At 69.5% G+C, this 23,801-nt stretch carries 22 protein-coding genes; 11 read left to right on the forward strand and 11 right to left on the reverse strand.

The window, feature by feature from the left end; translation table 11 throughout:
• Window positions 1–65: 65 nt before the first annotated feature.
• The gene (locus LCL87_RS18205; RefSeq protein WP_225022203.1) at window positions 66–800 is read left to right on the forward strand and encodes an SDR family oxidoreductase; all 735 of its coding nucleotides are present in this window, start codon (window positions 66–68) and stop codon (window positions 798–800) included.
• 298 nt (window positions 801–1,098) lie between these two features.
• On the forward strand, window positions 1,099–1,512 hold the full coding sequence (locus tag LCL87_RS18210; protein WP_225022205.1) for a hypothetical protein: 414 nt from the start codon (window positions 1,099–1,101) through the stop codon (window positions 1,510–1,512).
• Window positions 1,513–1,539: 27 nt separating this feature from the next.
• Here the strand turns inward: LCL87_RS18210 and LCL87_RS18215 are convergent, their stop codons facing one another.
• From LCL87_RS18215 to LCL87_RS18230, 4 genes are all read right to left on the reverse strand, one after another.
• Complete coding sequence (locus LCL87_RS18215; RefSeq protein WP_225022207.1) at window positions 1,540–2,382, reverse strand: F510_1955 family glycosylhydrolase; 843 nt, start codon at window positions 2,380–2,382, stop codon at window positions 1,540–1,542.
• 47 nt (window positions 2,383–2,429) lie between these two features.
• On the reverse strand, window positions 2,430–3,959 hold the full coding sequence (locus tag LCL87_RS18220; protein ID WP_225022209.1) for a multicopper oxidase family protein: 1,530 nt from the start codon (window positions 3,957–3,959) through the stop codon (window positions 2,430–2,432).
• 132 nt (window positions 3,960–4,091) lie between these two features.
• Window positions 4,092–5,036: a M56 family metallopeptidase gene (locus LCL87_RS18225; RefSeq protein WP_225022211.1), complete on the reverse strand. Its 945-nt coding sequence runs from the start codon at window positions 5,034–5,036 to the stop codon at window positions 4,092–4,094.
• Complete coding sequence (locus LCL87_RS18230; protein WP_225022213.1) at window positions 5,033–5,410, reverse strand: BlaI/MecI/CopY family transcriptional regulator; 378 nt, start codon at window positions 5,408–5,410, stop codon at window positions 5,033–5,035. Before LCL87_RS18230 ends, LCL87_RS18225 begins: the two co-directional genes overlap by 4 nt.
• 183 nt (window positions 5,411–5,593) lie before the next feature.
• Here LCL87_RS18230 and LCL87_RS18235 point away from each other — a divergent pair, with 183 nt between their 5' ends.
• Window positions 5,594–6,472, forward strand: coding sequence for a cytochrome c biogenesis CcdA family protein (locus tag LCL87_RS18235; protein ID WP_225022214.1), 879 nt, complete (start codon window positions 5,594–5,596; stop codon window positions 6,470–6,472).
• A gap of 62 nt (window positions 6,473–6,534) precedes the next feature.
• Window positions 6,535–7,143, forward strand: a complete 609-nt coding sequence (locus tag LCL87_RS18240; protein WP_225022216.1) for a M23 family metallopeptidase — start codon at window positions 6,535–6,537, stop codon at window positions 7,141–7,143.
• Between the two features lie 96 nt (window positions 7,144–7,239).
• Here the strand turns inward: LCL87_RS18240 and LCL87_RS18245 are convergent, their stop codons facing one another.
• Window positions 7,240–7,605, reverse strand: a complete 366-nt coding sequence (locus LCL87_RS18245) for a RidA family protein (RefSeq protein WP_225022229.1) — start codon at window positions 7,603–7,605, stop codon at window positions 7,240–7,242.
• Between the two features lie 118 nt (window positions 7,606–7,723).
• Here LCL87_RS18245 and LCL87_RS18250 point away from each other — a divergent pair, with 118 nt between their 5' ends.
• Window positions 7,724–8,749 carry an Rv2578c family radical SAM protein gene (locus LCL87_RS18250; protein WP_225022231.1) on the forward strand — a complete coding sequence of 342 codons (1,026 nt, stop codon included), beginning with the start codon at window positions 7,724–7,726 and terminating at the stop codon, window positions 8,747–8,749.
• A 41-nt stretch (window positions 8,750–8,790) separates the two neighbouring features.
• Here LCL87_RS18250 and LCL87_RS18255 read toward each other — a convergent pair whose 3' ends face one another.
• Window positions 8,791–9,942, reverse strand: a complete 1,152-nt coding sequence (locus LCL87_RS18255) for an acetyl-CoA C-acetyltransferase (RefSeq protein WP_225022233.1) — start codon at window positions 9,940–9,942, stop codon at window positions 8,791–8,793.
• 161 nt (window positions 9,943–10,103) lie between these two features.
• On the opposite strand from LCL87_RS18255, the gene LCL87_RS18260 reads away from it, so the two are divergent.
• A complete protein-coding gene (locus LCL87_RS18260; RefSeq protein ID WP_225022235.1) occupies window positions 10,104–11,276 on the forward strand; it encodes an AI-2E family transporter in 1,173 nt (390 codons plus the stop codon).
• A 5-nt stretch (window positions 11,277–11,281) separates the two neighbouring features.
• Here LCL87_RS18260 and LCL87_RS18265 read toward each other — a convergent pair whose 3' ends face one another.
• Together LCL87_RS18265 and ypfJ are read right to left on the reverse strand one after the other, a co-directional pair.
• Window positions 11,282–12,799 carry an AMP-binding protein gene (locus LCL87_RS18265; protein WP_225022650.1) on the reverse strand — a complete coding sequence of 506 codons (1,518 nt, stop codon included), beginning with the start codon at window positions 12,797–12,799 and terminating at the stop codon, window positions 11,282–11,284.
• 65 nt (window positions 12,800–12,864) lie between these two features.
• Window positions 12,865–13,806 carry a KPN_02809 family neutral zinc metallopeptidase gene (gene ypfJ, locus LCL87_RS18270; RefSeq protein WP_225022237.1) on the reverse strand — a complete coding sequence of 314 codons (942 nt, stop codon included), beginning with the start codon at window positions 13,804–13,806 and terminating at the stop codon, window positions 12,865–12,867.
• 167 nt (window positions 13,807–13,973) lie between these two features.
• On the opposite strand from ypfJ, the gene aspS reads away from it, so the two are divergent.
• From aspS to LCL87_RS18285, 3 genes are read left to right on the forward strand one after another with little or no spacing between them, the layout of a single operon-like run.
• Window positions 13,974–15,755, forward strand: coding sequence for an aspartate--tRNA ligase (gene aspS, locus LCL87_RS18275; RefSeq protein WP_225022239.1), 1,782 nt, complete (start codon window positions 13,974–13,976; stop codon window positions 15,753–15,755).
• Window positions 15,756–15,781: 26 nt separating this feature from the next.
• Complete coding sequence (locus LCL87_RS18280) at window positions 15,782–16,747, forward strand: DUF389 domain-containing protein (RefSeq protein ID WP_225022247.1); 966 nt, start codon at window positions 15,782–15,784, stop codon at window positions 16,745–16,747.
• A 48-nt stretch (window positions 16,748–16,795) separates the two neighbouring features.
• On the forward strand, window positions 16,796–17,974 hold the full coding sequence (locus LCL87_RS18285) for a protein kinase family protein (protein ID WP_225022249.1): 1,179 nt from the start codon (window positions 16,796–16,798) through the stop codon (window positions 17,972–17,974).
• Between the two features lie 7 nt (window positions 17,975–17,981).
• Here the strand turns inward: LCL87_RS18285 and LCL87_RS18290 are convergent, their stop codons facing one another.
• Window positions 17,982–18,743 carry a TetR family transcriptional regulator gene (locus LCL87_RS18290; RefSeq protein ID WP_225022251.1) on the reverse strand — a complete coding sequence of 254 codons (762 nt, stop codon included), beginning with the start codon at window positions 18,741–18,743 and terminating at the stop codon, window positions 17,982–17,984.
• Window positions 18,744–18,902: 159 nt separating this feature from the next.
• Here LCL87_RS18290 and LCL87_RS18295 point away from each other — a divergent pair, with 159 nt between their 5' ends.
• On the forward strand, window positions 18,903–19,583 hold the full coding sequence (locus LCL87_RS18295) for a PIG-L deacetylase family protein (protein ID WP_225022254.1): 681 nt from the start codon (window positions 18,903–18,905) through the stop codon (window positions 19,581–19,583).
• Window positions 19,584–19,680: 97 nt separating this feature from the next.
• Complete coding sequence (locus LCL87_RS18300) at window positions 19,681–19,839, forward strand: DUF8730 family Cys-rich protein (protein WP_225022256.1); 159 nt, start codon at window positions 19,681–19,683, stop codon at window positions 19,837–19,839.
• A gap of 52 nt (window positions 19,840–19,891) precedes the next feature.
• Here the strand turns inward: LCL87_RS18300 and LCL87_RS18305 are convergent, their stop codons facing one another.
• Window positions 19,892–22,117, reverse strand: a complete 2,226-nt coding sequence (locus tag LCL87_RS18305; protein ID WP_225022258.1) for an arylsulfatase — start codon at window positions 22,115–22,117, stop codon at window positions 19,892–19,894.
• Between the two features lie 40 nt (window positions 22,118–22,157).
• Complete coding sequence (locus LCL87_RS18310; RefSeq protein WP_225022260.1) at window positions 22,158–23,792, reverse strand: ABC transporter ATP-binding protein; 1,635 nt, start codon at window positions 23,790–23,792, stop codon at window positions 22,158–22,160.
• Window positions 23,793–23,801: the final 9 nt, after the last annotated feature.

Here is a 23,801-nt window from a genome sequence, read left to right on the forward strand (position 1 = left end):
TGACTAAACGGTCCACATCGGCTGTTATGGACTAGTCGGTCAATAACGGGAAGTGGGAAGCTGCCATGAAGGTTCTGGAGGGCAAGGTCGCGGTCGTGACCGGGGGTAACGCGGGTATCGGACTGGCGATCGCGCGGGCGTACCTCGACGAGGGTGCCCGAGTGTTCGTCGCCGGCCGTCGCCAGGCGCAGCTCGACGAGGTCGAGGCCGAACTCGGTCCCGGGGTGACCGGGATCCGCTGTGACGTGGGCAGGCTCGAGGATCTCGACGCGCTCTTTGCAACGGTTGCCGAGCGGGCGGGTCGGATCGATGTCCTGGTCGCCAACGCCGGGATCGGGATCGTGGCGCCGTTGGGTGAGATCACCGAGGAGCAGTTCGACGCCATGTTCACCACCAACGTCAAGGGCTCGCTGTTCACCGTGCAGAAGGCATTGCCGCTGCTCTCGGCGGGGGCGTCGATCATCCTCACCGGATCGACGGCGGCCTCGCGGCCCGAGCCGTATCTGCCCGTGTACGGGGCGACCAAGGCTGCGCTTCGTAACCTGGTCCGCGGGTTCGCCCACGTCGCCGGGGAACGTCGATACCGGATCAACATGCTCTCCCCCGGCGGTACCCGCACGCAGGGTTTGGTCGACCTGATCTCAGCCGAGGCGGTCGCCTCCGCCGGGGCGTCGGTTCCACTCGGCCGGTTGGCCGAGCCTGAAGAGATCGCAGCGGCGGCCGTCTTCCTCGCCTCGGACGCATCCAGCTATGTCAACGGCTCCGAGCTCGCCGTGGACGGTGGCTTCGCTCAGATCTGAGCCGCGCAGATGCCCTACTGTTTCGGGCTCGAGCATCAGGGGATTCTCGACGGCTGCATCGTGTTGCCGGGTTTCGCGATCCCTCGGCTCCGGCGAAGTCGTTGAGCAAGTCTCCTGACCTGCCGTTCTCGCGGTAGCGGGGCGTGGCAACGCGCGGACATGCAACGCGGTGAATGCCCGCCGAGTTCTTGACGCAAGACAGGTCTCTCGTGCGTCAGGCGTTGGGGCAGAGTTCCGGACTCGGCGCATCCGGGCGTGCCCAGGCATCGGCGAACGGCAGCTGTGCTTAGCTGCGTGTATGGGGTGGGCGGGGCGGGAGATCGGTATTGCGGCCGGAGTCGGGGTTGCGGTGGCCGCCGCATGGTGTCTGCCGGCGGGGATCGGGGGCTTGACGCTGGTGGCGTTGGTGGTGGGCGGCTTCGTCGGGGTGGTGGTCGGTTCGATCTCGGTGGTGGGTGGCGCCGTGGCGGTGCGATCGGCAGCACTGTGGCCGCCGTCGGCGCAGGGTTGGCGGCACAGGTTCGCGACCTGTTCGGCTGCTGCGGTGTTCCTACTGGTCGCGGGGGTGTTCGTCTGGAGTGCGCTGGCGTCGGCGACCGCTGGGCAACTGCTTGCGTCGGCCGGAGTTTGGTTCCTGCTCATCTCGGTGGCGTGTTCGGCGGTGACCTACGGGTGCACGCTGTTCCTCGCGCCGGCGGCCGATTCCGCTTGACCGACGCGGACCGGAGCTAACGGCTCGTCAGCGCAGGGTGTGCAGTTCTTGCGCCGTTGCGGCATAGGCGGTGTCGTAGTCGAGCGCCGTCAGCGCCTCCACCTCGCCGACCCGGGTGAACTCCTCCCAGGCCCGTCCGTCCCGGCTGCGCCACGCGTTGCCGTTGCCGTCCATGCCCCACAGGGCGCCGTCGCGTCCCGCCGCTACCAGTCCGAGCGGCGGCGCGCCGGGGGTAGGTGCGAAGGTGCGGGCGCCGTCGGTGCTGAGCAGGAGCCCGTCCGGGGTGGCCGCCCAGATCCCCCCGGCGTTGACGGCCAGCGCCGACGCCCCGATGGCCGCGCCGGGCGCCCACGTCGCACCGTCGTCCGTCGACACCCGCAGGCCCGACGACGTGTCGAAGCCGACCAGGGTTCGGCCGTCGCTCGCGAGGGCGTGGAAGTCGACCTCTCCGACGAGGGATCGCGACTCCCACGTCACGCCGCCGTCGGTGCTGCGCGCGAGGCCCAGCGGGTTGGGGGCGTCGCTCGACGGCCCCGGGTGTCCGGACGAGAAGAGCAGGTCGCTGCCGGCGACGCCGCTGAGCCCCATGAGGTCGTCGTCGGACGTCCCGATGCGGGTCGTGTTCCCGGACGGCGCGAGCGCGATCAGTCCGGAATGCGTTCCGGCGAGGACGGTTCCGTCGGCGTCGACGTGCAGACCGTGCAGGTGGTCCAGTTCGGGGTTCAACTGCATGGTCGTCAGCCGCGGATTCACCACCGGGGTGGTGGTCGTCTCGGCGTCGGCCGTCGTCGGTGAGCTGCCGGTGCAGCCGGCGACGGCCAGGGCCGCCGCGGCGATGAAGGGCAGTGCGGCAGTGCGGAATCGCGCCATCGGTTTCTACTCCGTCTCGGGATGGAACTGTGGTGGGGAACGTGGGGTCAGTCGACGTAGGAGAGGACGGTCATCATCCCTGCCTCGCCGTGATAGAGGTTGTGGCAGTGCACCATCCACTGGCCCGGGTTGTTCGCGTCGAGATCGACCTCGACGGTCTGCCCGGGCAGCACCAGCGAGGTGTCCTTGCGTGCACCCGCGCCGGAACGGTCCACCACCTGATAGGTGTGACCGTGCACGTGCATCGGGTGGAACATCATGGTGTTGTTGACGAACCGCAGCCGCACACGTTCGCCCTCGGAGATTTCCAGCGGCGTGTGATCGGCGTAGGTCTCACCGTTGATCGTCCACGTGTAGCCCGACATCTCCATCCCGAGCACCAGGTCGTGGGTGCGGTCGGGTTCGCGTGTCGACAGTCGGACGTCGGCGGGTGCCCGCAACTGCGCGCCGGTCACCGGATTCACGGTCAGCTCCGCGGGTCTGACGCCGGCGCCGGGGGCCGCGCCACCGCCGGTGCGGAGGACGGCCAGGGCCTGCCCGTCCTTTCCTTCGGCCGACGCGACGATCGGGAACGCGCCGTCGCCGAGCGTGACAGTGACGTCGAATCGTTCACCCATGCCGATCAACAGAGACCGCGCCTCGAGGGGATCGACCGGGTATCCGTCGCTGTGGGTGACCGTCATCGAATGGCCGCCGACCGCGACACGGAAGGCGGTGTCCGCGGCCGCGTTCACGATCCGCAGTCGGATGCGCTGACCGGGACGCCCCGCGACGGTGATCGGGTCGAGCGCCGTGCGTCCGTTGATCAGGTAGTACGGGTACGTGACGTCCCCGGTGTCGGAGCCCAGCGGGTTCGCCGGATCGGAACCCATGCCCATGCCCATCCCGCCCATCGACCCGTGGTCCATGCCGCTCATGCCGCCCATCCCCGGCATGCCGTCCCGGCGCAGCGTCTCGAGTCGCTCGTCGGGGGTGCCGCTGACGCCGTCGAGCCAGTCGTCGAGCACGAGGACGGCCTCGAGGTCGTAGTCCCGTCCGTCGTCGGGATTCTCGACGATCAGCGGCGCGTACAGGCCCCGGTCGAGTTGCATGCCGACGTGCGGATGGAACCAGTGGGTGCCGGCGTCGGGCACGCTGAACTCGTAGCGGAACGAATCCCCGGAACGGACGGCCGACTGCGTCAGGTCCGGCACCCCGTCCATGTCGTTGCGCAACGCGATGCCGTGCCAGTGCACCGACGATTCCTCGGGCAGCTCGTTGGCGAAGTCGACGCTGAGCACGTCGCCGCGCCGGACACGAATCTCGGGGCCGGGCACGCGCCCGTCGTAGGCCCACGTGTCGACGACGACGCCGCCGAGGTCGATCCGATCGGGGCGTGCGCGCAGCGCGACGGGGACCGTCCGCCCGGTGCCGGTGCGTCGGGCCTGTTCGGCGGCGGTCACCGCCGCCGCGCTCGGGCCGACGGCCGTCGATGCGGAGGTGTCGGAGCTGCAGGCGGCCGTGACCGCGGCGGCGCCGACGCCCCCGGCGAGCATCATGAATCTGCGCCGCGACAGGCGGGTGCGTCGTTCGATCATCGGGACTCCTGGAAGAGGCGATCATCGAATCGCCGCGTTTCTACTGACCTACTAAGTAGGTTAGTAGAAAACGGTTCGGGGCGCCCGTGCGGTGACCCGGCTCACCCTCGAGTGGTATCGCGGAGCGGCCGATCAGAGCAGTGTGGTGATGCACAGCATCCGGCCGGCGACGGCCAGGACGGTGGCGCCGAGGGGGAGCGCCGCGAGGAGCGTGATCGCGACCCCGAGCTGCGCGCGATTGCGGAGGCGGTCGCGGCGGCCCGCGGGCGAGGCGAGCCGGCCCGCCCGGTCGAGGACCGCGATGTTCCCGGCTCCCACGGCGCCGTTCGGAACCGGTCCTCCGGCCAGGGCGACGAGCCCGTGCAGCAGGGTGCGCGGTTCGTGGGTGCGCATCGCTCGGTCGTCCGCGCACATCTCGAGCAGGCGGGCGATATCGGTGGCGCCCGTCGTGAAGAGTGAGATGCGGGGTGCGGTGTCGGCGAGGGCGCGGACGACGGCGAGGAGCTGCGGATGCCGTCCGGCCAGGTGTGCGCGCTCGTGTGCGAGCACCGCGTCGAGTTGGGGGTGGTCGAGCGCGTCCAGCGCTCCGCTCGTCACGATGATCGCGTCCGGACGTCCCGCCACGCAGTACGCGGCGCGCTCTGGTGCGTCGAGCACGACGGCGTCGACGCCGTCGATCCGGCGGCCCACCATTCGGGCCGAGCGGGCGTGGCCGAACGTCACCCGGCGCCGAGCGGCGAGATTCCGCGTGAGCCGGACGCTCGCGAAGGTGAAGGCCGCGCCCGCGGCCAGTGCAACCGTCGTCGTCGCGAACTGTGTGGCAGGAGCGCTGTGCGCGCCGGCGAGCGCCTGCACCAGGTGTTCGCAGGCCTCCATGAGTGATGTGTCGGTGAACGACTCGGCGGCGACGACGCCGACGAATGCGATCGATGCGAGCACGGCGGAAGCGATCGCCGCCAGCCAGGCGGCGACGCCCAACCGCGGCGCGATGCCGCTCCGAGTCAGTTTCGGCAGGATTCGTGGAGCGATGACGGCGACCGTGACGGCGTACGCCAGCAGGCACGCCGCGGCGCTCATCCAGCGTCTCCCGGGGAGGTGAGCCGGTCGAGTGCGATGCGCAGGCTCGCCGACTGCTCCTCGGACATCTGCTCGATGAAATGGGTGAGGACGAGATCCGAGCGGCCGCCGTCGTCGAACGCGTCGCGCATCAGCCGGGCGGTGTGCTGCTCGCGGGTGAGGGTGGGCCAGTAACTGAACGCCTTGCCCACCCGCTCACGCTCGAGCCAGCCCTTGCGGTGCAGGTTGTCCATAGTGGACATCACCGTCGTGTACGCGATCGCGCGCTCCTTGGCGAGCTCGTCGAAGACCTGTCGAACCGTGGTCGCTTCTCCGTGATCCCACAGTCGATCCATCACGACGGCCTCGAGCTCGCCGAATCCGCGAACACGCACACATGCCTCCCGTTATCGTCGCCCTCAGGATACGACGCCGGGTGAGGTCCGGTCGCCGCGCTGAACGTGTGGCAGGAATCGCGTTCCGGGATTCCGACCCTTTGCTACGGTCTACGTACGTAGATAGTAGATGGCCTGACGGTCGATGCCGTCATCCTGTCGCGAGAGGCGGATCCACACGTCATGCAATCGCTGTCACCTGCCCTGCAGCAACACGAGGCCGTCGTGGTCCTCGCGCAGGGGTTGGGGGAGAGCTTCCAGTCGGTAGCAGCCACGGGCCCCCTCGTGCTCGCGCTCGGCGCGGCGGCGCTCGCCGGGCTGGTGTCGTTCGCGTCGCCCTGCTGTATCCCGCTCGTTCCCGGCTACCTCTCCTACCTGGCCGGGGTGGCGGGGGCGGATGCCAATCCCGCGGGCGCTGCTGTCGTCGGCGGGGCGAGCGGCCGCGGGTCGACGGTGACGCTGGTCCGTGCGCCCGGGCGCTGGCGGGTGACCGGTGCCGCGTTGCTGTTCGTCGCCGGCTTCACCGTCGTGTTCGTCTTGGCGACGGCGTCGGTGTTCGGGTTGATCGGCGCGCTCAACCTGAACCGGGACCTGCTGCAGCGGATCGGTGGTGTGGTCACGATCGTCATGGGGCTCGCCTTCATCGGGCTGATCCCCGCGCTGCAACGCGACACGCGGCCGCGACCGCGGAGGGTTGCGCACCTGGCGGGCGCTCCACTGCTCGGTGCGGTGTTCGCACTCGGCTGGACGCCGTGTCTGGGACCGACGCTGGCCGGTGTGCTGTCGGTGGCGGCGGGAACCGAAGGTGCAACGGCGGCAAGGGGAGTCATCCTCATCGTCGCGTACTGCCTGGGGCTCGGTCTTCCGTTCGTCGCGCTCGCCTTCGGTTCCACCCGTGCCATGAGCGGAATTGGCTGGTTGCAGCGCCATTCGAGGGTGATTCAGGTTGTCGGCGGAGCGATGCTCATCGCCGTAGGAGTTGCGCTGGCGACCGGGATGTGGGAGTTCTTCGTGTCGTGGATTCGTGACGAGTTCGTATCCGATGTGGTTCTACCGATCTGATCTAACGTTCGACGAAAGGGTGTGGGATGGCGGGTTCGAAGTGGCGCTTGGGGATTCGGCGCATGGTGGCGGGAGTCGTGGCTGCGGCGGGGCTGACGACGGGGGTTGCGGTGATGTCCGCACCTGCCGCATCCGCGCAACCGGCGCTCCCGCCGTTGCCCAGCTCGTCCGAGATCACCGGGCTCATCGATCAGGCGACGTCGCTGGTCGGAACCGTCTCCGGTGCCATCCAGAGCATCCAGAACCTGGATTTCGGATCCAGTTCCGGTCTGCCGCTCGGTAGCCTCGGCCTAGGTGGCGTGGGACGTCCTGCGTCCGGGCCGATTTCGCAGCGCTTCGGTGGCGGCCACATGGGCATCGACATCGCGGCGCCCATGCGATCGCCGATCCTCGCGGCCGCCGACGGCGTCGTCATCGACTCCGGTCCGGCCTCCGGTTTCGGTCTGTGGATCCGGATCCGTCACAACGACGGCACCGTCACCACGTACGGCCACAACGACGAGAACTGGGTCAAGGTCGGACAGCGAGTGTCGGTGGGGCAGCAGATCGGCCTGGTCGGAAGCCGCGGCCAGTCGACCGGCCCGCACCTGCACTTCGAGGTCGACCTGCCGGGCTGGATCAAGATCGACCCCATTCCGTGGCTCGCCGCGCGCGGTGTGATCATGCTCTGACCCCACGCTGATCCGATCGCACCGTCCACGTCGTCGAACGACGCGGGCCGCCTGCCGATACATGCTCGGCGGGCGGCCCGGGGTGAAAGAGAATTGTCAGTCGGCGACGACGGCGTCGGCCTCGATCTCGATCATCAGATCGGAGTCGATGAGGGCGCTCACCTCGAGGATCGTCGTGGCGGGGCGGATCTCACCGAACACCTCACCGTGCGCGAGGGCGGCCTCCTCCCACTTGCTCATGTCGCGCAGGTACATCCGGGTGCGGATGACGTCGGTCAGCGAAGCGCCGGCCTCGGTCAGCGAGGCGGCGATCGTCGCCAGTGCGCCGCGGGTCTGCTCCTCGAGCGTCGCGCCGGGCGAGGTCGTGCCGGAGACAGCGACCTGGTTGCCGATCCGCACTGCGCGCGAGTAGCCGATCTTGGGCTCCCACTCGGAACCGGACGAGATGTTCTTTCTGGTCATGGCGAGAATTGTGGCAGCACGATGTTTCCGGCATGTTCCCGACTCGAACGACGCCGCCATCGAACATTGTTTCGAAGATATGGTTGACACTGATTCGCACGCGTGTTCGACTGGATTCATGAGGTGGCAGGGGCAGACGCTCGACGCGGACGACGGTGCGCTCCCGGGGCTCGAGCGGGCCGGGTTGGTACGCAGCGTTCAGACGCCGGAGTTCGAGGGCATCACGTTCCACGAGGTGCTCTGCAAGAGCGCGCTGAACAAGGTGCCCGAGGAGTCGGCGCTTCCGTTCCAGTTCACCGTCAACACGTTCCGCGGCTGCACCCATGCCTGTCGATACTGTTTCGCGCGCCCCACGCACGAATACCTGGACCTGGATGCCGGCAGCGACTTCGACTCGCAGGTCGTCGTGAAGATGAACGTCGCCGCCGTGCTGCGTAAGGAACTGGCCAGGCGGTCGTGGAAGCGTGAGCACGTTGCGCTCGGCACGAATACGGACCCCTACCAGCGGGCCGAGGGGCGTTACCGGTTGATGCCCGCGATCATCGGCGCCCTCACGGAATCGGGCACGCCGTTCTCGATCCTCACCAAGGGCACTCTGCTGCAGCGAGATCTACCGATTCTGCGGCAGGCCGCCGAGCGGGTGTCGGTCGGTATCGGGGTGTCGCTCGCGATCAACGACGCCGAAGTGCAGAAGGCCGTCGAACCCGGTACGCCGTCGCCGCGGGCGCGCCTCGACCTGATCCGGTCCGTCACCGACGCGGGGCTGCCCTGCAACGTCATGGTCGCGCCGGTCATTCCGTACCTCACCGATTCGACGGCGCACCTGGACGGGCTGCTGTCCGCGATTGCCGAGGCGGGGGCCACCGGGGTCACGATCTTCCCGATGCACCTGCGGGGCAGCACGCGCGGGTGGTTCCTGAACTGGCTGGCGTCCGAGCATCCGGCGCTCGTGCGGAGGTACCGGCAGCTGTACGGGCGCGGCGCCTACGTCACTCCCGAGTACAAGGCGTGGCTGCGGGCGCGCGTCGAGCCGATGGTCGAGAAGTACGGGCTCGGTGGACGATCCGAGCATCGCGACGCCCCGGCTCCGGAGTCCCGTGAACTCGTCGGGGCCGGCGCGGCGCCCGCGCTCACCCTGTTCTGAGGCGCCGCCCCCTGTTCTGAGGTGCCGGGGCCGGCGCTGTTTCAGCCGAGCCGTTCGACGATCAGCACGTTGGCGGTCCCGCCGCCCTCGCACATCGTCTGGAGGCCGAACCGCCCGCCGGTGCGTTCGAGCTCGTTGAGAAGGGTGGCGAACAGCTTCGTCCCGGTCGCGCCGAGCGGGTGTCCGAGCGCGATGCCTCCGCCGTTGACGTTGACCCGGTCCGGGTCCGCCCCCGTCTCGGCGAGCCAGGCCAGCACGACGGATGCGAACGCCTCGTTGACCTCGAACGCGTCGAAGTCATCGATGCTCATGCCGGTTTTGCGCAGTGCGTACTCCGTCGCGGGAATCGGGGCGCTGAGCATGAAGATCGGGTCCGCGCCGCGGACGCTGATGTGGTGGATGCGTGCCCGCGGCGTGAGATTGTGCGCCTTCACCGCCGCCGCGGAGGCGACAAGGACCGCGCTGGCGCCGTCCGAGATCTGACTCGCGAGCGCGGCAGTCAACCGGCCACCGGGCCGCAGTGGGGAGAGGCGCGCCATGGCCTCGAGGCTGGTGTCGCGGGGTCCCTCGTCGGTCGTGAAACGGTCGACCGGGATCGTCTCGCCGGCAAACCGTCCCGCCGCGATCGCCGCGTGTGCCCGTTCGTGACTACGTAGCGCCCAGCGCTCCATCTCGTCGCGGGCGATGCCCCACTTCTCGGCTATCAGTTCGGCGCCGTGGAACTGCGAGACCTCCTGGTCGCCGTATCGGCGCCGCCATTCGCTCGACCCCGAGAACGGATCATCGAACCCGAACTCGCGGCCGGCCGTCATGGCCGCCGAAATCGGGATCCGGCTCATGCTCTGCACCCCGCCGGCCAGGATGAGGTCGGCGGTCCCGCTCATCACCGCCTGTGCGGCGAAATGCAGTGCTTGCTGGCTCGACCCGCACTGGCGGTCGACCGTCGTTCCCGGGACCTCCTCGGGGAGGCCGGCTGCCAGCCAGGATGTGCGGGCGATGTTCCCGGCCTGCCCGCCGATCGCGTCGACGCATCCGAAGACGACGTCGTCCACCGCCGCCGGGTCGACGGGCGTCCGGCTCATCGCGGCCCGGATCACGGTGGCGCCCAGGTCGATCGGGTGGACGGCCGCGAGCGAACCGTTCTTCTTCCCGATCGGGGTCCGGATCGCATCGATGATGTACGCCTCGGTCATGGAAAACTCCTCACCGCTAATCAGGTAGATAATTAATCTATACCGGACGCGACGCGGAACGTCCACAGTCGATTCGGCTACGGGCAACCTGCCCGCCCGATCCTGCTGCGACGGGTAGGTTTCCGCGGTAGGGCAGCAACCGTCACGTGGTGGAGGGTGCGATGAGCGGAGAGGATTCGCGGGCCGGCCCGGACGGTCGGGAGGCGAACGGCGGCGACAGCCGACGGACGAATCTGCGCTCGCTGCGGGTCGCGATCATCTACATCCTGCTCGCGGTCGCCGCGTACCAGATCTCGGGATGGCTGTTCCACCACATCCGGGGCTTCCTCGGCATGCTGTTCCTCGCGTGGCTGGCCAGCGTCACCATCGAACCGGTCGTCGACCGGCTCGAGCGCATGGGGATGCGGCGCGGCGCCGGCACCGGGCTGGTGCTGTTCGGGACGATCGTGTTCGGGATCGGATTCATCGCGGTCTTCGGTGCGCTGCTCGCCGAGCAGCTCGCGCAGTTGCTCGGGGCGCTACCCGACGCGCTGACCCGCGTCACGGATTGGGCCAATCGCAAGTTCGGCACGGATTTCGCCACGGGCAAGGACCTCATCAACATCACGCCGGAAACGGTGCGGGATCTGGCGGAGAAGTACACGCCAGGGGTGCTGGGTATCGTCTCCACGCTGGTCGGGGTGGTCTTCCAAGCCGCGACGGTGCTGCTGTTCGTCTTCTACATGTCCGCACAGGGCCCGCAACTGCGCCGCACCATCTCGAGCTGGTTCCCGGCGCGGCAGCAGAAGGTGATCGCGTCGGTCTGGGAGATCTCCGTGGAGAAGGCCGGCGGCTACGTCGTGTCCCGGGTCATCCTCGCCGCGTTCAGCGCCGTCGCAACGGGCATCTTCTTCCTGATCATCGGCGTGCCGTACTGGCTTCCGCTCGCAATCTGGACGGGCGTCGTCTCGCAGTTCATTCCGACGCTGGGCACCTACCTCGCGATCGGCCTGCCGGCAGTCATCGCCGCAGCCGCGCAGCCCCTCGACGCGGTATGGGTGATCCTGTTCGGCACTGCGTACCAGCAGGTCGAGAACTACATCCTCCACCCGCGGATCACGTCCCGGACCGTGTCGATCCATCCGGCGGTCGCGTTCGGATCGGTGATCGTCGGGGCGTCGCTGTTCGGCGCGATCGGTGCGCTGGTCTCGGTGCCCGTGGTGGCCGTCATCCAAGCGATCGTCGAAACCTACGGTCGCCGATACGAACTCGTCCAGGAGGGGGAGTCGGCACCGGATCCGCCGTCCGGTTCCGACGGCAAGCAGACCGACACGGACTCCGACCGCGGTGAGTGAACGCGTCAGTTCGACGCCCAGTACGGCGCCCGCAGCACCCGCTTGGTGAGCTTGCCCATCGTGCTGCGCCCGAGGTCGTCGCGAAACTCGACAGCCCGCGGAACCTTGTAGCCCGCCAGGGCGATACGGCAGTGCTCGACGAGATCGGCGACGTCCGGCACCCGATCGCGCGGCACCACCAACGCCAGAACCGACTCGCCCATATCGACATCCGGCACCCCGATCACCGCGACATCCGCGACGTCCGGGTGGGTGACCAGCACGTTCTCGATCTCGGCGGGATAGATGTTGACGCCTCCCGAGATGATCATGTCGGTCTCGCGATCGGTGATGAACACGAAGCCCTCGTCGTCGACGTAGCCGACATCGCCGAGCGTGAACAGACCCGGCCTGATCAACGCCTCCGACGTCTTCTGCTCGGCATTGAGATACGCGACGGAGCGGCCGTCCCGCTCCTCGAACGCGAGCCGGCCCTCGGCGCCGACCGGGAGTTCGTTGCCGTCGGCGTCCACCGCGACGGCACGGACGAACGGCGGCCGCACCTGCCCGACGCTGCCCGGCCTGCGCACCCAGTCGGCCGACGAGATCCCGCACAGCGGACCGGATTCGCTGCCGCCGTAGGAGTCGAACAGCACCGGGCCGAACCAGTCGATCATCGCCTGCTTGACGTCGCGCGGGCACGCCGCACCGGTGTGGGTGACCAGTTTCAGCGATCCGACGTCGTAGCGGCCGCGGACGTCGTCGGGCAGCGACAGCAGTCGGTGGAAGTGCGTGGGCACCATGAGCGACGTCGCGATCCGGTACCGGTCGACGGTCGCCAGGACCGACTCGGCGTCGAAGCGCTCGAGCACGGTCACCGGCATTCCGCACGCCACGAGTCGCACACCCGCGAGCGGGCCGGTGTGGTGCAGTGGGCCGACCACGAGGTGTCCCGGCCACCGGGCGAGGGGCAACGCGCGCATGGACCGGACGTAGGCGTCCACCGTCGTCCCCGGGACCGGGCTGCCGGCAAGGGCGTTGACGCCCTTCGGTGTCCCGGTGGTGCCCGACGTGTAGGACAGGAACGGCAGGGCGGGGACGTCGGACGGCGGGTCGTCCGCCGACGCCGCCGCGAGCCACTCCGTCCACGAGGTCACCGCGGCCGAGTTGCATCGCCAGCCCACCACGAGGGGAACCCCGGCGAGGCGCGCGGCCTCGGCGCCGACATCGGCGTTCTCGGGTCCGACCAACACTGCCGCGGCCCGCGAATCCTCGAGGATGTACGCGAGCTCCGCGACCGTCAGGTGGAAGCTCGCGGGGACGGGGGAGCAGCCGGCGTGGATGATCCCGGCGTGCGCCAGGATCGTCTCGGCCGAGTTGCGGGCGAACACTGCCACCCGACGGTCGGGGCCCAGGTCGACGCCCCTCAGCGCGTTCGCGATCCGGTTCACCGTGCGGTCGACGTCGGACCAGGACAGCTCGACGCGTCCGTCGCGCAGCGCCACCTCGCCGGGCGCTTCGAGCTCGCGCTCACGGTGCACCATCGCCACTGCAGGCCTCCCCGGGACTGTCGTCGAATTTCGGTCCAGGACAGGCTAGGCGGAACCGGTCAGCGCAGCGCGGGGGGACTGTTCAGATCACGCGCCGCGTACGTGTCGCACGCCGCGACCTTGCCGGTCTCGAGTCCGGCGAGGAACCACTGCTGCCGCTGCTCCGACGACCCGTGGGTCCATCCCTCGGGGTTGACGCGGGTGCCGGCGGACCGCTGGATCCGGTCGTCGCCGACGGCGGAGGCCGCCGACAGCGCATCGCGGACGTCGGTCTGGGACAGCGGCCTCAGGAACGGCCGTGTGCTGCCCGGTGCGGGTTGAGTCGACGCGTAGTGGGCCCACAGGCCCGCGTAGCAGTCGGCCTGGAGTTCGGTGCGGACCGCCTGCGACGTCGCGCCGCGCGGGTCCTGCTGTGCGCGGCCGATATCGCCGAGCTGGTTCTGGATGTGGTGGCCGAACTCGTGCGCGACGACGTACTCCTGCGCCAGCGGTCCGGCGTTCGCGCCGTATCGGTCGACCAGAAGCTGGAAGAAGCTCGTGTCGAAGTACGCCGTGGCATCGGCGGGGCAGTAGAACGGGCCGACGTCGCTGCTCGCGTTGCCGCACCCGGTGCTCACCGACCCGGAGAAGAGGCGGACCTTCGGCGCGATGTAGTCGACGCCGGTCTGGGCCGGAAGCTGGGCGCCCCACACGGCATCGAGGCTTTCCGCGGTGCCGGCCACCCGGCACCCGACATCCCGGTTCGCGTCGACGCCGAACTCGCAGTTCTCCAGCCTGCCGCCGCTGACCGCGCTCGTTCCGGCGTCGTACTGACCGTCCGTCGCGCCGCCGAGGCCACCGAGGATCGATCCGGGGTCACCACCCAGGAGCAGCGCCAGCACGAGGACGACGAGACCACCCGCGCCGCCACCGAGCACGAACTTGCCGCCGCGTCCACCGCCCCGGCCGCCGCCCAGTGAGACCCGGTCGGCGTTGATCCGGACGTCGTCGTTGAACGTCATCGCGTGGGCTCCCTGTCCGAATCTGCGTGTGCTGGTCGTAACAGCATTCCAGCAATCCGGGCGTGAGTTTCCGGTAACACGAGGTGCCTCCGTAGGATCGCAGCAACAGAACACCGTGCTGCAAGCACGGATCGACCACTGTGCTGGAAGTTCGTGAAAGGAATCCCGTGCTGCGCACCCACCTGGCAGGCTCGCTACGACCCGAGCACGCTGAGCAGACCGTCACCCTCACCGGCTGGGTGGCCCGGCGGCGCGATCACGGCGGCGTGATCTTCATCGACCTCCGTGACGCGTCGGGCGTCTCCCAGGTGGTCTTCCGGGCCGGCGACGTGCTCGAGCAGGCGCACCGCCTGCGCGCCGAGTACTGCGTCAAGGTCACCGGCAAGGTCGAGGTCCGGCCCGAGGGCAACCAGAACTTCGAGATCCCGACCGGCGCCATCGAGGTCAACGCCACCGAGCTCGAGGTACTCAACGAGAGCGCGCCGCTGCCGTTCCAGCTCGACGACCAGGCGGGCGAGGAAGCGCGCCTGAAGTACCGCTACCTCGACCTGCGTCGCGAGGGTCCGGGTCACGCGATCCGGCTGCGTTCCAAGGCCAACGCGGCCGCGCGGGCCGTGCTCGCCCACCACGAGTTCGTCGAGGTCGAGACCCCGACGCTGACCCGCTCGACGCCTGAGGGCGCCCGCGACTTCCTGGTACCTGCCCGCCTGCAGCCCGGCAGCTTCTACGCCCTGCCGCAGAGCCCGCAGCTCTTCAAGCAGCTCCTCATGGTCGGCGGCATCGAGCGCTACTACCAGATCGCGCGCTGCTACCGCGACGAGGACTTCCGCGCGGACCGTCAGCCCGAGTTCACGCAGCTCGACATCGAGATGAGCTTCGTGACGCAGGAGGACGTGATCCTCCTCGCCGAGGAGATCCTGCACTCGGTGTGGAAGCTCATCGGCCACGAGATCACCACGCCGATCGCCCGGATGACGTACGCCGAGGCGATGCGCCGCTTCGGTTCCGACAAGCCTGACCTGCGCTTCGACATCGAACTCGTCGAGTGCATGGACTTCTTCAAGGACACCACGTTCCGGGTGTTCCAGGCCGAGTACGTCGGCGCCGTCGTGATGCCGGGCGGCGCGAGCCAGCCCCGCAAGCAGCTCGACGCATGGCAGGAATGGGCGAAGCAGCGCGGCGCGAAGGGCCTGGCCTACGTGCTCGTCGGCGAGGACGGCACGCTCGGCGGACCGGTCGCCAAGAACCTCACCGACGCCGAGCGCGACGGTCTGGCCGCGCACGTCGGCGCACAGCCGGGCGACTGCATCTTCTTCGCGGCCGGTGCCACCAAGCCGATGCGCGCGCTGCTCGGCGCCGCCCGCGGCGAGATCGCCCGCAAGCAGAACCTGATCGACCCCGACGCATGGGCGTTCGTGTGGGTCGTCGATGCGCCGATGTTCGAGCCCACCGCCGACGCGACCGCGAGCGGCGACGTGGCCCTCGGCTACAGCGCGTGGACCGCGGTGCACCACGCGTTCACCTCGCCCAAGCCGGAGTCGATCGATACGTTCGACACCGATCCGGGCAAGGCGCTGGCCTACGCCTACGACATCGTCTGCAACGGCAACGAGATCGGCGGTGGCTCGATCCGTATCCACCGCAAGGACATCCAGGAACGCGTCTTCAAGGTGATGGGCATCTCGCGCGAGGAGGCGGAGGAGAAGTTCGGCTTCCTGCTCGACGCCTTCGCGTTCGGCGCCCCGCCGCACGGCGGAATCGCGTTCGGCTGGGACCGCATCACCGCGCTGCTGGCGGGCGTCGACTCCATCCGTGAGGTCATCGCGTTCCCGAAGTCGGGTGGCGGCGTCGACCCGCTGACGGACGCGCCCGCGCCGATCACCGCACTCCAGCGCAAGGAGTCCGGAATCGACGCCAAGCCCGAACCGAAGGCAGCCGAGGCCGAGTAGGACACCGGGGCGGGGGGGAAACACACGTGCTGCATCTGCGCGTGATCTGTCCGACGGACTTCACGGACGAGGTCCTCGCACTGCTCGAGGAGGAGCCCGGCGCCACCCACATCACGGTGGCGCGGGGCTCCGCCGTCGAGCCGGCCGGTGACGTCGTCCAGGCCGACATCGCCCGCGAGTCCGCGAACGAGGTGCTCGATCAGCTCCACGAGCTGAAGATCGAACACCTCGGCGCCATCACGCTCGTGCCGACCGAGACGGTGCTGTCGGATTCGGCGCGGGCGGCGGAACGTGCTGCCCCCGGCGACCCGGACGACACGGTCGTCTGGGAGGAACTGATCTCCCGAACCCGGGAGGAGTCCACGCTCAACATCACGTTCCTGGCGTTCCTGACCATCGCGTGCCTGTTGGCCTCGGTGGGCATCGTGACGGATTCGCCCGTGACGATCGTGGGCGCGATGGTGGTCGGGCCGGAGTTCGGACCGCTGGCCGCGCTCGCCGTCGCGGTGGCCCGCAGGAAGTTCAGCCTCGCGCGCCGCTCGCTGATCGCGCTGGTGGTCGGCTTCCCGTTCGCGATCGCCGTAACGGTGGCTTGCACGTTTGTCGCGAAGCTTCTCGGCTGGGTCGACCTCGAGACGATCGAGGACCTGCACCAGGTCGACTTCATCTACCGAGTCGGTCTGTCGTCGTTCATCGTGGCGCTGCTCGCCGGCGCGGCGGGCATGCTGGCCCTCGTGTCGGCGAAATCCGCGGCACTGGTCGGTGTGTTCATCTCGGTGACGACGGTCCCGGCCGCCGGTTTCACGGCGGTTGCCGCGACGCTCGGCGAGTGGCGGGTGGCGGCCATGTCGGCGCTCCAACTCGGTGTCAACCTCACCGGCATCGTGATCGCGGCCATCGCCGTCCTGCTCCTCCAGCGGACCCGCACCCGCCGTGACCGAGCTGCAACCCGCCGTTTTCCCAGCTCAGTGCCATGGGTGCCGCGTCCCTGATCCTGAATGCCCGGCCTCGGACGGGTCGGCCAGGTAGGTTGGTGAGCGATGACCGCAATATTGGCGGAACCCCTCTCAGAGGTCGTTGCCGCAGCCGAGAAGTTGCTCGCCCGTCGCACGGGCGCTGCTGTCCGACTCGTCGACCCTGTCGATCTCGGGGGGAGCGGCCGCACGATCGTGCTCCGGGTCCGCGTCGCCGAGAACCCGTTCTCCCTGCCTCGGACGCTCGTCCTCAAGCAGGTACGCGAATCCTCGCGCAAGGCAGCCGACCCCCGGCGGATCGAATTCGACGGCGTCGACACCGACTCGGTGGACGTGGCCTTCCTGCGGGAGGCGGTGTCGTACCAGTTCGCGACCGCTCTCGCGACGGAGAACCGCCCCGGTGCGGAACTACTGGCCTACGACTTCGACGAGCGTCTGCTCGTCCTGGGCGATCTCGGTGACTCCACGCCGTTCGCGACGTTGCTCAAGCACGCGGATCCGGACTCGGTCTCCAACTCGCTGATGGCGATGGCGCAGGCCCTCGGCCGGATGCACGCCGCGACCGTCGGTCGCGAGGAGGATTTCACGGCACTGCTGCGGCGCGCCGAGGTGGCGCACTGCGGCGATGTCGTGGCGGAGCAGGCCGCCGCCTCGCTCGAGACGGTGCCGGCGCTGCTCGCCGAGCAACTCGGTGTCGAGGCCTCGCCGGCCGTGCTCGAGGTTGCCGCCCGTGCCGGGAAACTGTTCGGCGGCGGCCGGTTCCGGGCCTTCAGCCCGTCGGATCTGTGCCCGGACAACATCATCGTCAACGACGAAGGCGTCCGGTTCCTCGACTACGAGTGGGGCGGTTTCCGCGACGCCACGCTGGATCTGGCGTACGCCCTGGTCTCGTTCCCGGCCTGCCTGTGCAGCATCGATCTGTCGTACGAGCGGGCGCGGGCGATGACCGAGGCGTGGCGCGCCGAGGTCGTGGGTATGTGGCCGGCCCTCGCGGACGACGACTTCCTCACCGAGCGGGTGCTGGACGCACAACTCGTGTGGGTGTGGCTCAGCACGTTCCTGTTCCTGCCCGAGGACTACACCCGAATCGCCGCGGTGCGCGGGCACCAGTTGTCCGCGCCCCGCCTCGATGCCCTGCGCGCACGCTGGGAGGGCCTGGCGACATTCGCCGAGGAGTCCGGCCACGAGGCCATCGCCGACCACGCCGCACAGGTCGTCGCGCGGCTGCGCGAGCGCATCGGCTGAGCTCCGCCTAGTCCCGCTCCGGCGCGTTCGACGCGCCCGCGATCAGCAGTTCCACGGCTCGTCGCAGGTTCTCGCGGGCGGCCTGCTCCATGACCGGGACGTCCCCGCGCGCGGCGTGCCGTGCCGAACCGCCGTGTGAGAGCCCGTTCGCGAGGGGGAACCGGGCGGCGAAATCCGGTGCGGCCGCGGCGAGGGCCTCCAGCCGCGGGTTCCACCACGGTTCGTCGTCCACACCGGCGGCGGACTGCGCACGTCGGGCATCGACGATCGTGCGCGCCGCCGCGGCCGGAAGCGAGAACGCCGACGAGGCGATCGCCACCACGTCCCGACGATCGAATCCGTTGGGCACGAGCGTGCCGAGGAGCAGTTCGAAGGACTGTTGCTGGTGCGGGCCGAGCACCGGGCGGGCGTGCGCGATGTCGAGCATCCAGGGGTGTGCCAGATACAGCTCGAGGAGTCGCTCGGTCCACTCGATCACCGACACCGGCGGCGTCGTGCCGAACTCCGCGTGGGCCCGGTCGTACATCAGGTCGAGGAGTTCCTCCTTGCCGCCGATGTAGGTGTAGAGCGCCATCGCGGTGCACCCGAGACGTTCCCCGATCGTGCGCAGCGGCACCGCAGTGTCGCCGCGCTCGTCGGCGATCGCCGTTGCCGCCCGGATGATCGCCGCGAGTGTGAGCCCGGTCGGCGACGTGTCCGCCGTGTCCGGGGGGCTCCACAGCATCGACAACGTGCGTGACGCGTCGGGGTGTTCGGTGTCGGCGCCCATGCTGTCTCCTTACGTTGTAAAGCCTGCAGGTGATCGGCACTTTACAACGTAAGGACGGGCTTCGCGTGGAGGCGGGCTCTACGCAAGGAGGTTCCGCCGATCCCTGCCGCGGACTGTGCCCAGTGGGCAAGACTGGAGCCACCTGAAAGGGGTTTCGGCATGGGTGAGACGTCAGGGGATTCGATTCTGCGCGATGTCGCGTCCGGAGGTCCCGTGCTGGTGGTGGTGGCACACCCGGACGACGAGAGCTTCGGACTGGGCGGGGTGCTCGCGGCCCTGGCGGTGGCCGGCGCCGACCTCCGGGTGCTGTGCCTGACATCCGGCGAGGCCAGCACGCTCGGCGCCGGTGTGGACCTCGCGACGACACGCCGGGGCGAGCTGTCGGCCGCGGCGGACGAACTCGGGATCGGTCGCGTCGATCTGCTCGACTTCCCCGACGGCGGTCTCGACGCGGTGGATCCGGCCGTGCTCGATTCGGTGGTGCGGGGTGCGCTCCGGTCGGCCACGACGCTCGTGGTGTTCGAGGCGAGCGGGGTCACCGGCCACCCCGACCATCGCGCGGCGACCGCGTCCGCCGTCCGGGTCGCGCGTGCGCAGGATCTGCGGGTGCTGGAGTGGGGTGTCGCGCCGGCCGTCGCGGACGCGCTGAATGTCGAATTCGGTGCGGACTTCGCGGGATTGGAGGGCGCCGACGTGCTGGATGTCGTGGTGGACCGTGAGATGCAGGCGGCGGCGATCGCATGCCACGAGAGTCAGTCCACCGACAATCCGGTCCTGCGGCGGCGACTCGAACTGTCGGGGTCGATCGACCGGATCCGGTCGACCACTCCGTCGGCCTGATTCCTCTCGTGCGGACTGTGGGAACGAGCACATTGCGATGTATACCCCTGGGGGTATCGTTGGTGACACCCAACTACACCTCTCGAGGAGACCCATCGTGTGTTACCCCGTCACCTGCAAGACCTGTTCGAAGACCACCTGGGGTGGCTGCGGCCAACACGTCGACAGCGTCATGCGCACCGTCCCGGCCGGTGAGCGCTGCAAGTGCGAGAAGCCGGCCAAGTCGGGGTTCTTCGCGAACCTGTTCGGCCGCTGACCGGGCTCGTGTGGGGGCGGATCTGCCGATCCGCCCCCACACAACCGGCGCACTACTCGACCTGTAGGGCGATCCGCAGGTCCGCCTCGTCGAGCGAGGTGGTGATCCCGGATTCGACGGTGACTTTGTGCAGGACTCCCGTCCACGGGAACGGCGGACGATAGCGGTCGGAGACCGGCAGTCCGCGATCGCGGCCGAGCGTCAACGACGTGCCGCCGTGCTGCCATGCGTGCGGGAGGGCGTGCGGGCTGTCGGCCTCGACCAGGGGCACGTCGTCGACCGAGTACGTGATATCCAGTCCGCCGTCGGGCCGCGGCGCGATCCGCCAGGCCAGTTCGTGGCGACCGGTGTCGAGTTTCCCGGGTGCCGTCACGGTGACCTCGCCGCCTGCGGATGCGATGGTGAGCGACGCGATTCCCTCGACCACGTAGGCGGCGAATCCTCCGTTGTGGTCCCCGAGGGCGAACAGCACACCGTTCCCTGCTCCGTCCGGCACGTCGATCGTCGCGCGGAGCGTGCCGCCGCCGTGCAGGCGCGGCAGCACCTCGTCGGACACCGGGCCACCTGCCGGGCGCAACGTGACCGACACACCCGGGGCGTACGGCCGCGGCGTCAGCCGGACGACGCGGCCGACCAGGCTGTCGGCGAGCGGCCGTACACCGTGGCGGTCCGCTTCGAGTTCCCACCGAGCCTCGAGGTCGCGCACGACATCAGGGTGGGAGTCGGCGACGTCGTGGGCCTCGGAGAAGTCGTCGTCCATCCGGAACAGCGACCAGCGGTCGTCGGCGAAGTCTCGGCTGCCGGTCATGAGCAGCTCTTCGTCCAGGACGCCTGCCGAGACGTGGTCGGTGGTGGCCTTCCACCCGTCGCCGACGATCGAACGGGAACCGAGCATCTCGAAGTACTGGCTGGAGCGAGGCGCCGCAGCGATGGCGTCGACGAACGTCGGAAGCAGGCTGGCACCGTCGACCGCTTGTTGCGGCACACCGCCGACGTGGTCGGGCACGGTCACGCCACACGCATCGAGGATGGTGGGCGCGATGTCGACGGCGTGCGCGAACTGCGTTCGCACGTGCCCGGGGTCGGCGATCCGGCTGGGCCAGTGCACGACGAGGGGAACCCGGGTGCCGCCGAGCCAGGTGTAGCGCTTCCACAACCGGAACGGGGTGTTACCGGCCCACGCCCATCCCCACGCGTAGTGCGGGTACCCGTCGACACCGCCCCAGTCGTCGAGCCGCTCCAGGCTGTCCGCGAGATCGTCGCGGATCCGGTGCGTGAACCGGTGCTCGTTGAAGGTTCCCGCGACACCGCCCTCGGCGCTGGCGCCGTTGTCCGACATCACCATGATCAGGGTGTCGTCGGTGACCCCGAGATCGTCGAGGGTATCGAGGAGCCTGCCGATCTGGGCGTCGGTGTGCGTGAGGAAACCGGCGTACACCTCGTGCATGCGGGCGTAGAGCCGACGCTCGTCGTCGGTGAGGTCGTCCCACGCCGGAACCCAGGACGGCCGCTCGGTCAGGGTCGTTCCCGACGGCACCACACCCTCGGCGACCTGGCGGGCGAAGACCTGCTCGCGCCAGCGGTCCCAGCCGAGGTCGAACCGTCCGGAGTAGGTGTCGGCCCAGGACCGCTCGACGTGGTGCGGGGCGTGCATGGCGCCGGGCGCGAAGTACAGGAAGAAGGGCTTGCCCGGGGCGGACTGCTGCTGGCCCACCACCATCCGGATCGCCTCGTCGGTGAGGTCCTCGGTCAGGTGGTAGCCCTCGTCCGGTCCGCACGGCGGCTCCACGTAGGAGTTGTCCCGCACCAGCTCCGGCGCCCAGTGGTTGGCGTCGCCGCGCAGGAAGCCGTAGTAGCGCTCGAATCCGAGCCCGAGCGGCCAGCGGTCGTACGGGCCGGCGGCGGAGCGCTCACCGGACGGCGTCAGATGCCACTTGCCGACGGCCATCGTGTTCCATCCGGCGTCGCGCAGCACACGGGGGAGCGCGGCCGCCGTCGGCGGGATCTTGCCGGTGTAGCCGGGGTCGTCGGTGGGGACGTCGCACAGGAAGCCCATGCCGACGGAATGGTGGTTGCGGCCGGTGAGCAGCGCGGCGCGGGTCGGCGAACACAGTGCGGTCACGTGGAAGCGGTTGTACCGCAGACCGCCTCGCGCCAATCGGTCGATGTTCGGAGTCGCGATGTCCGAGCCGAAGCAACCGAACTGACCGAAGCCGAGGTCGTCGAGGAGGATCATGACGACGTTGGGTGCGCCGGCGGGCGCCTGTGCGGTGGTCATGTGGCGGAGGTCCTTTCGCGGTGGCCCGCTGGGTTCGGTGTCAGACCGCGGCGGGATGCCGGTCGGTCGAGTGGGCGTGGCGACGCGACGGATCGGCCAGCGGCACCGCGTCGATCAGTGCCCGGGTGTAGGTGTCGCGGGGCGCGGTGAACACGGTGTCCACCGGCCCCGCCTCGATCACCGACCCCGACCGCAGGACCGCGACCCGGTCGGCGACCTGGTGGACCACCGCCAGGTCGTGGCTGACGAACAGGCATGCGAAGCCCAGCTCCTGCTGGATCGCGGTGAACAGTTCGAGCACCTCGGCCTGTACGGACACGTCGAGCGCGCTCGTCGGTTCGTCCGCGATGAGCAGCTTCGGTCGCAGCGCGAGCGCGCGGGCCAACGCGACCCGCTGGCGCTGTCCACCCGACAGTTGGTGCGGGAGCCGGTCGGCGAAGGCGGCGGGCAACCGGACGGCCTCGAGCAGCTCGAGCACGCGACGGCGGCGATCGACCGCGGAGCCGACGCCGTGCACGTCGAGCGGCTCGCGGACACTGGCGGCGATCGTCAACCGGGGATCGAGCGATGTCGCGGGGTCCTGCTGGACGAACGCTACGTCGCGCCGCAGGTCGCGGAGGTGCCGGGCGGAGATCTCGCCGAGGTCGTGTCCCTCGACCAGCACCCGGCCGCCGGTGAGCGGCACCAGCCCGACGGCGGTCCGTCCGAGCGTGGTCTTCCCGGAACCGGATTCGCCGACGAGCCCGAGGACCTCGCCGCGACGGACCGTGAGGCTCACCTCGTCGACGGCGCGGAAGGCGGGACTCCCGTGACGCGCGGGGTACGTGACCGTGGCGGCGTCGAACTCGAGCACGACGTCGGTGTCGGGCATCGATGGCGGCGCCACGGCTGCCTGCTCGGGCAGTCGCGGAACCGCCGCCAGCAGCGATCGGGTGTACGGGTGGGTCGGGGCGTCGAACACCGAATGCACACCGCCGGTTTCGACGACGCGGCCGGCGCGCATGACGACGACGCGGTCGGCGTGCTGTGCCACGACGCCCATGTTGTGGGTGATGAGCAGGATGCCCATGCCGGTTCGGCGGCGGATGCGGTCGAGCAGCGCCAGGATCTCGGCCTGCACCGTGACGTCGAGAGCCGTGGTCGGTTCGTCGGCGACGAGCAGGTCGGGTTCGCCGGCGAGGGCGAGCGCGATCGCGACCCGCTGCTTCTGTCCCCCGGACAGCTGGTGCGGGTAGTAGTCCACGCGCCGGTCGGGGTCGGGGATCTCCACCTGCCGGAGCAGGTCGATTGCCGCCGCGCGTGCGTCCGCCTTCGAGATCTTCCGGTGCGCGCGGATCGCCTCCCGCAACTGCCACCCGATGCGGCGCACGGGGTTCAACGCGCTCTGCGGCTCCTGGAAGATCAACGACACCGTGGTACCGCGCACGCGGTCGAGATCGGCCTCGGGTGCGCCGATCAGTTCGGCGCCGTCGAGCACGATCGACCCCCGGACCGCGGCGCCGTCGGGCAGCAGACCGAGGATCGCGCGCGCGGTCATGGACTTGCCGGAGCCGGATTCGCCGACCAGGGCCACGACCTCACCGCGGGCGACCTCGAGTGAGGCGGAGTCGACGGCGGGTCGTGCCCGCCCGAAGGCGATGGTCAGGTCGCGGATGTCGAGTAGTCGAGTGGTCACGAGGAGTCC

It is taken from the genome of Prescottella equi, assembly GCF_020171745.1.
Classification (GTDB): Bacteria; Actinomycetota; Actinomycetes; order Mycobacteriales; family Mycobacteriaceae; genus Prescottella; species Prescottella equi_A.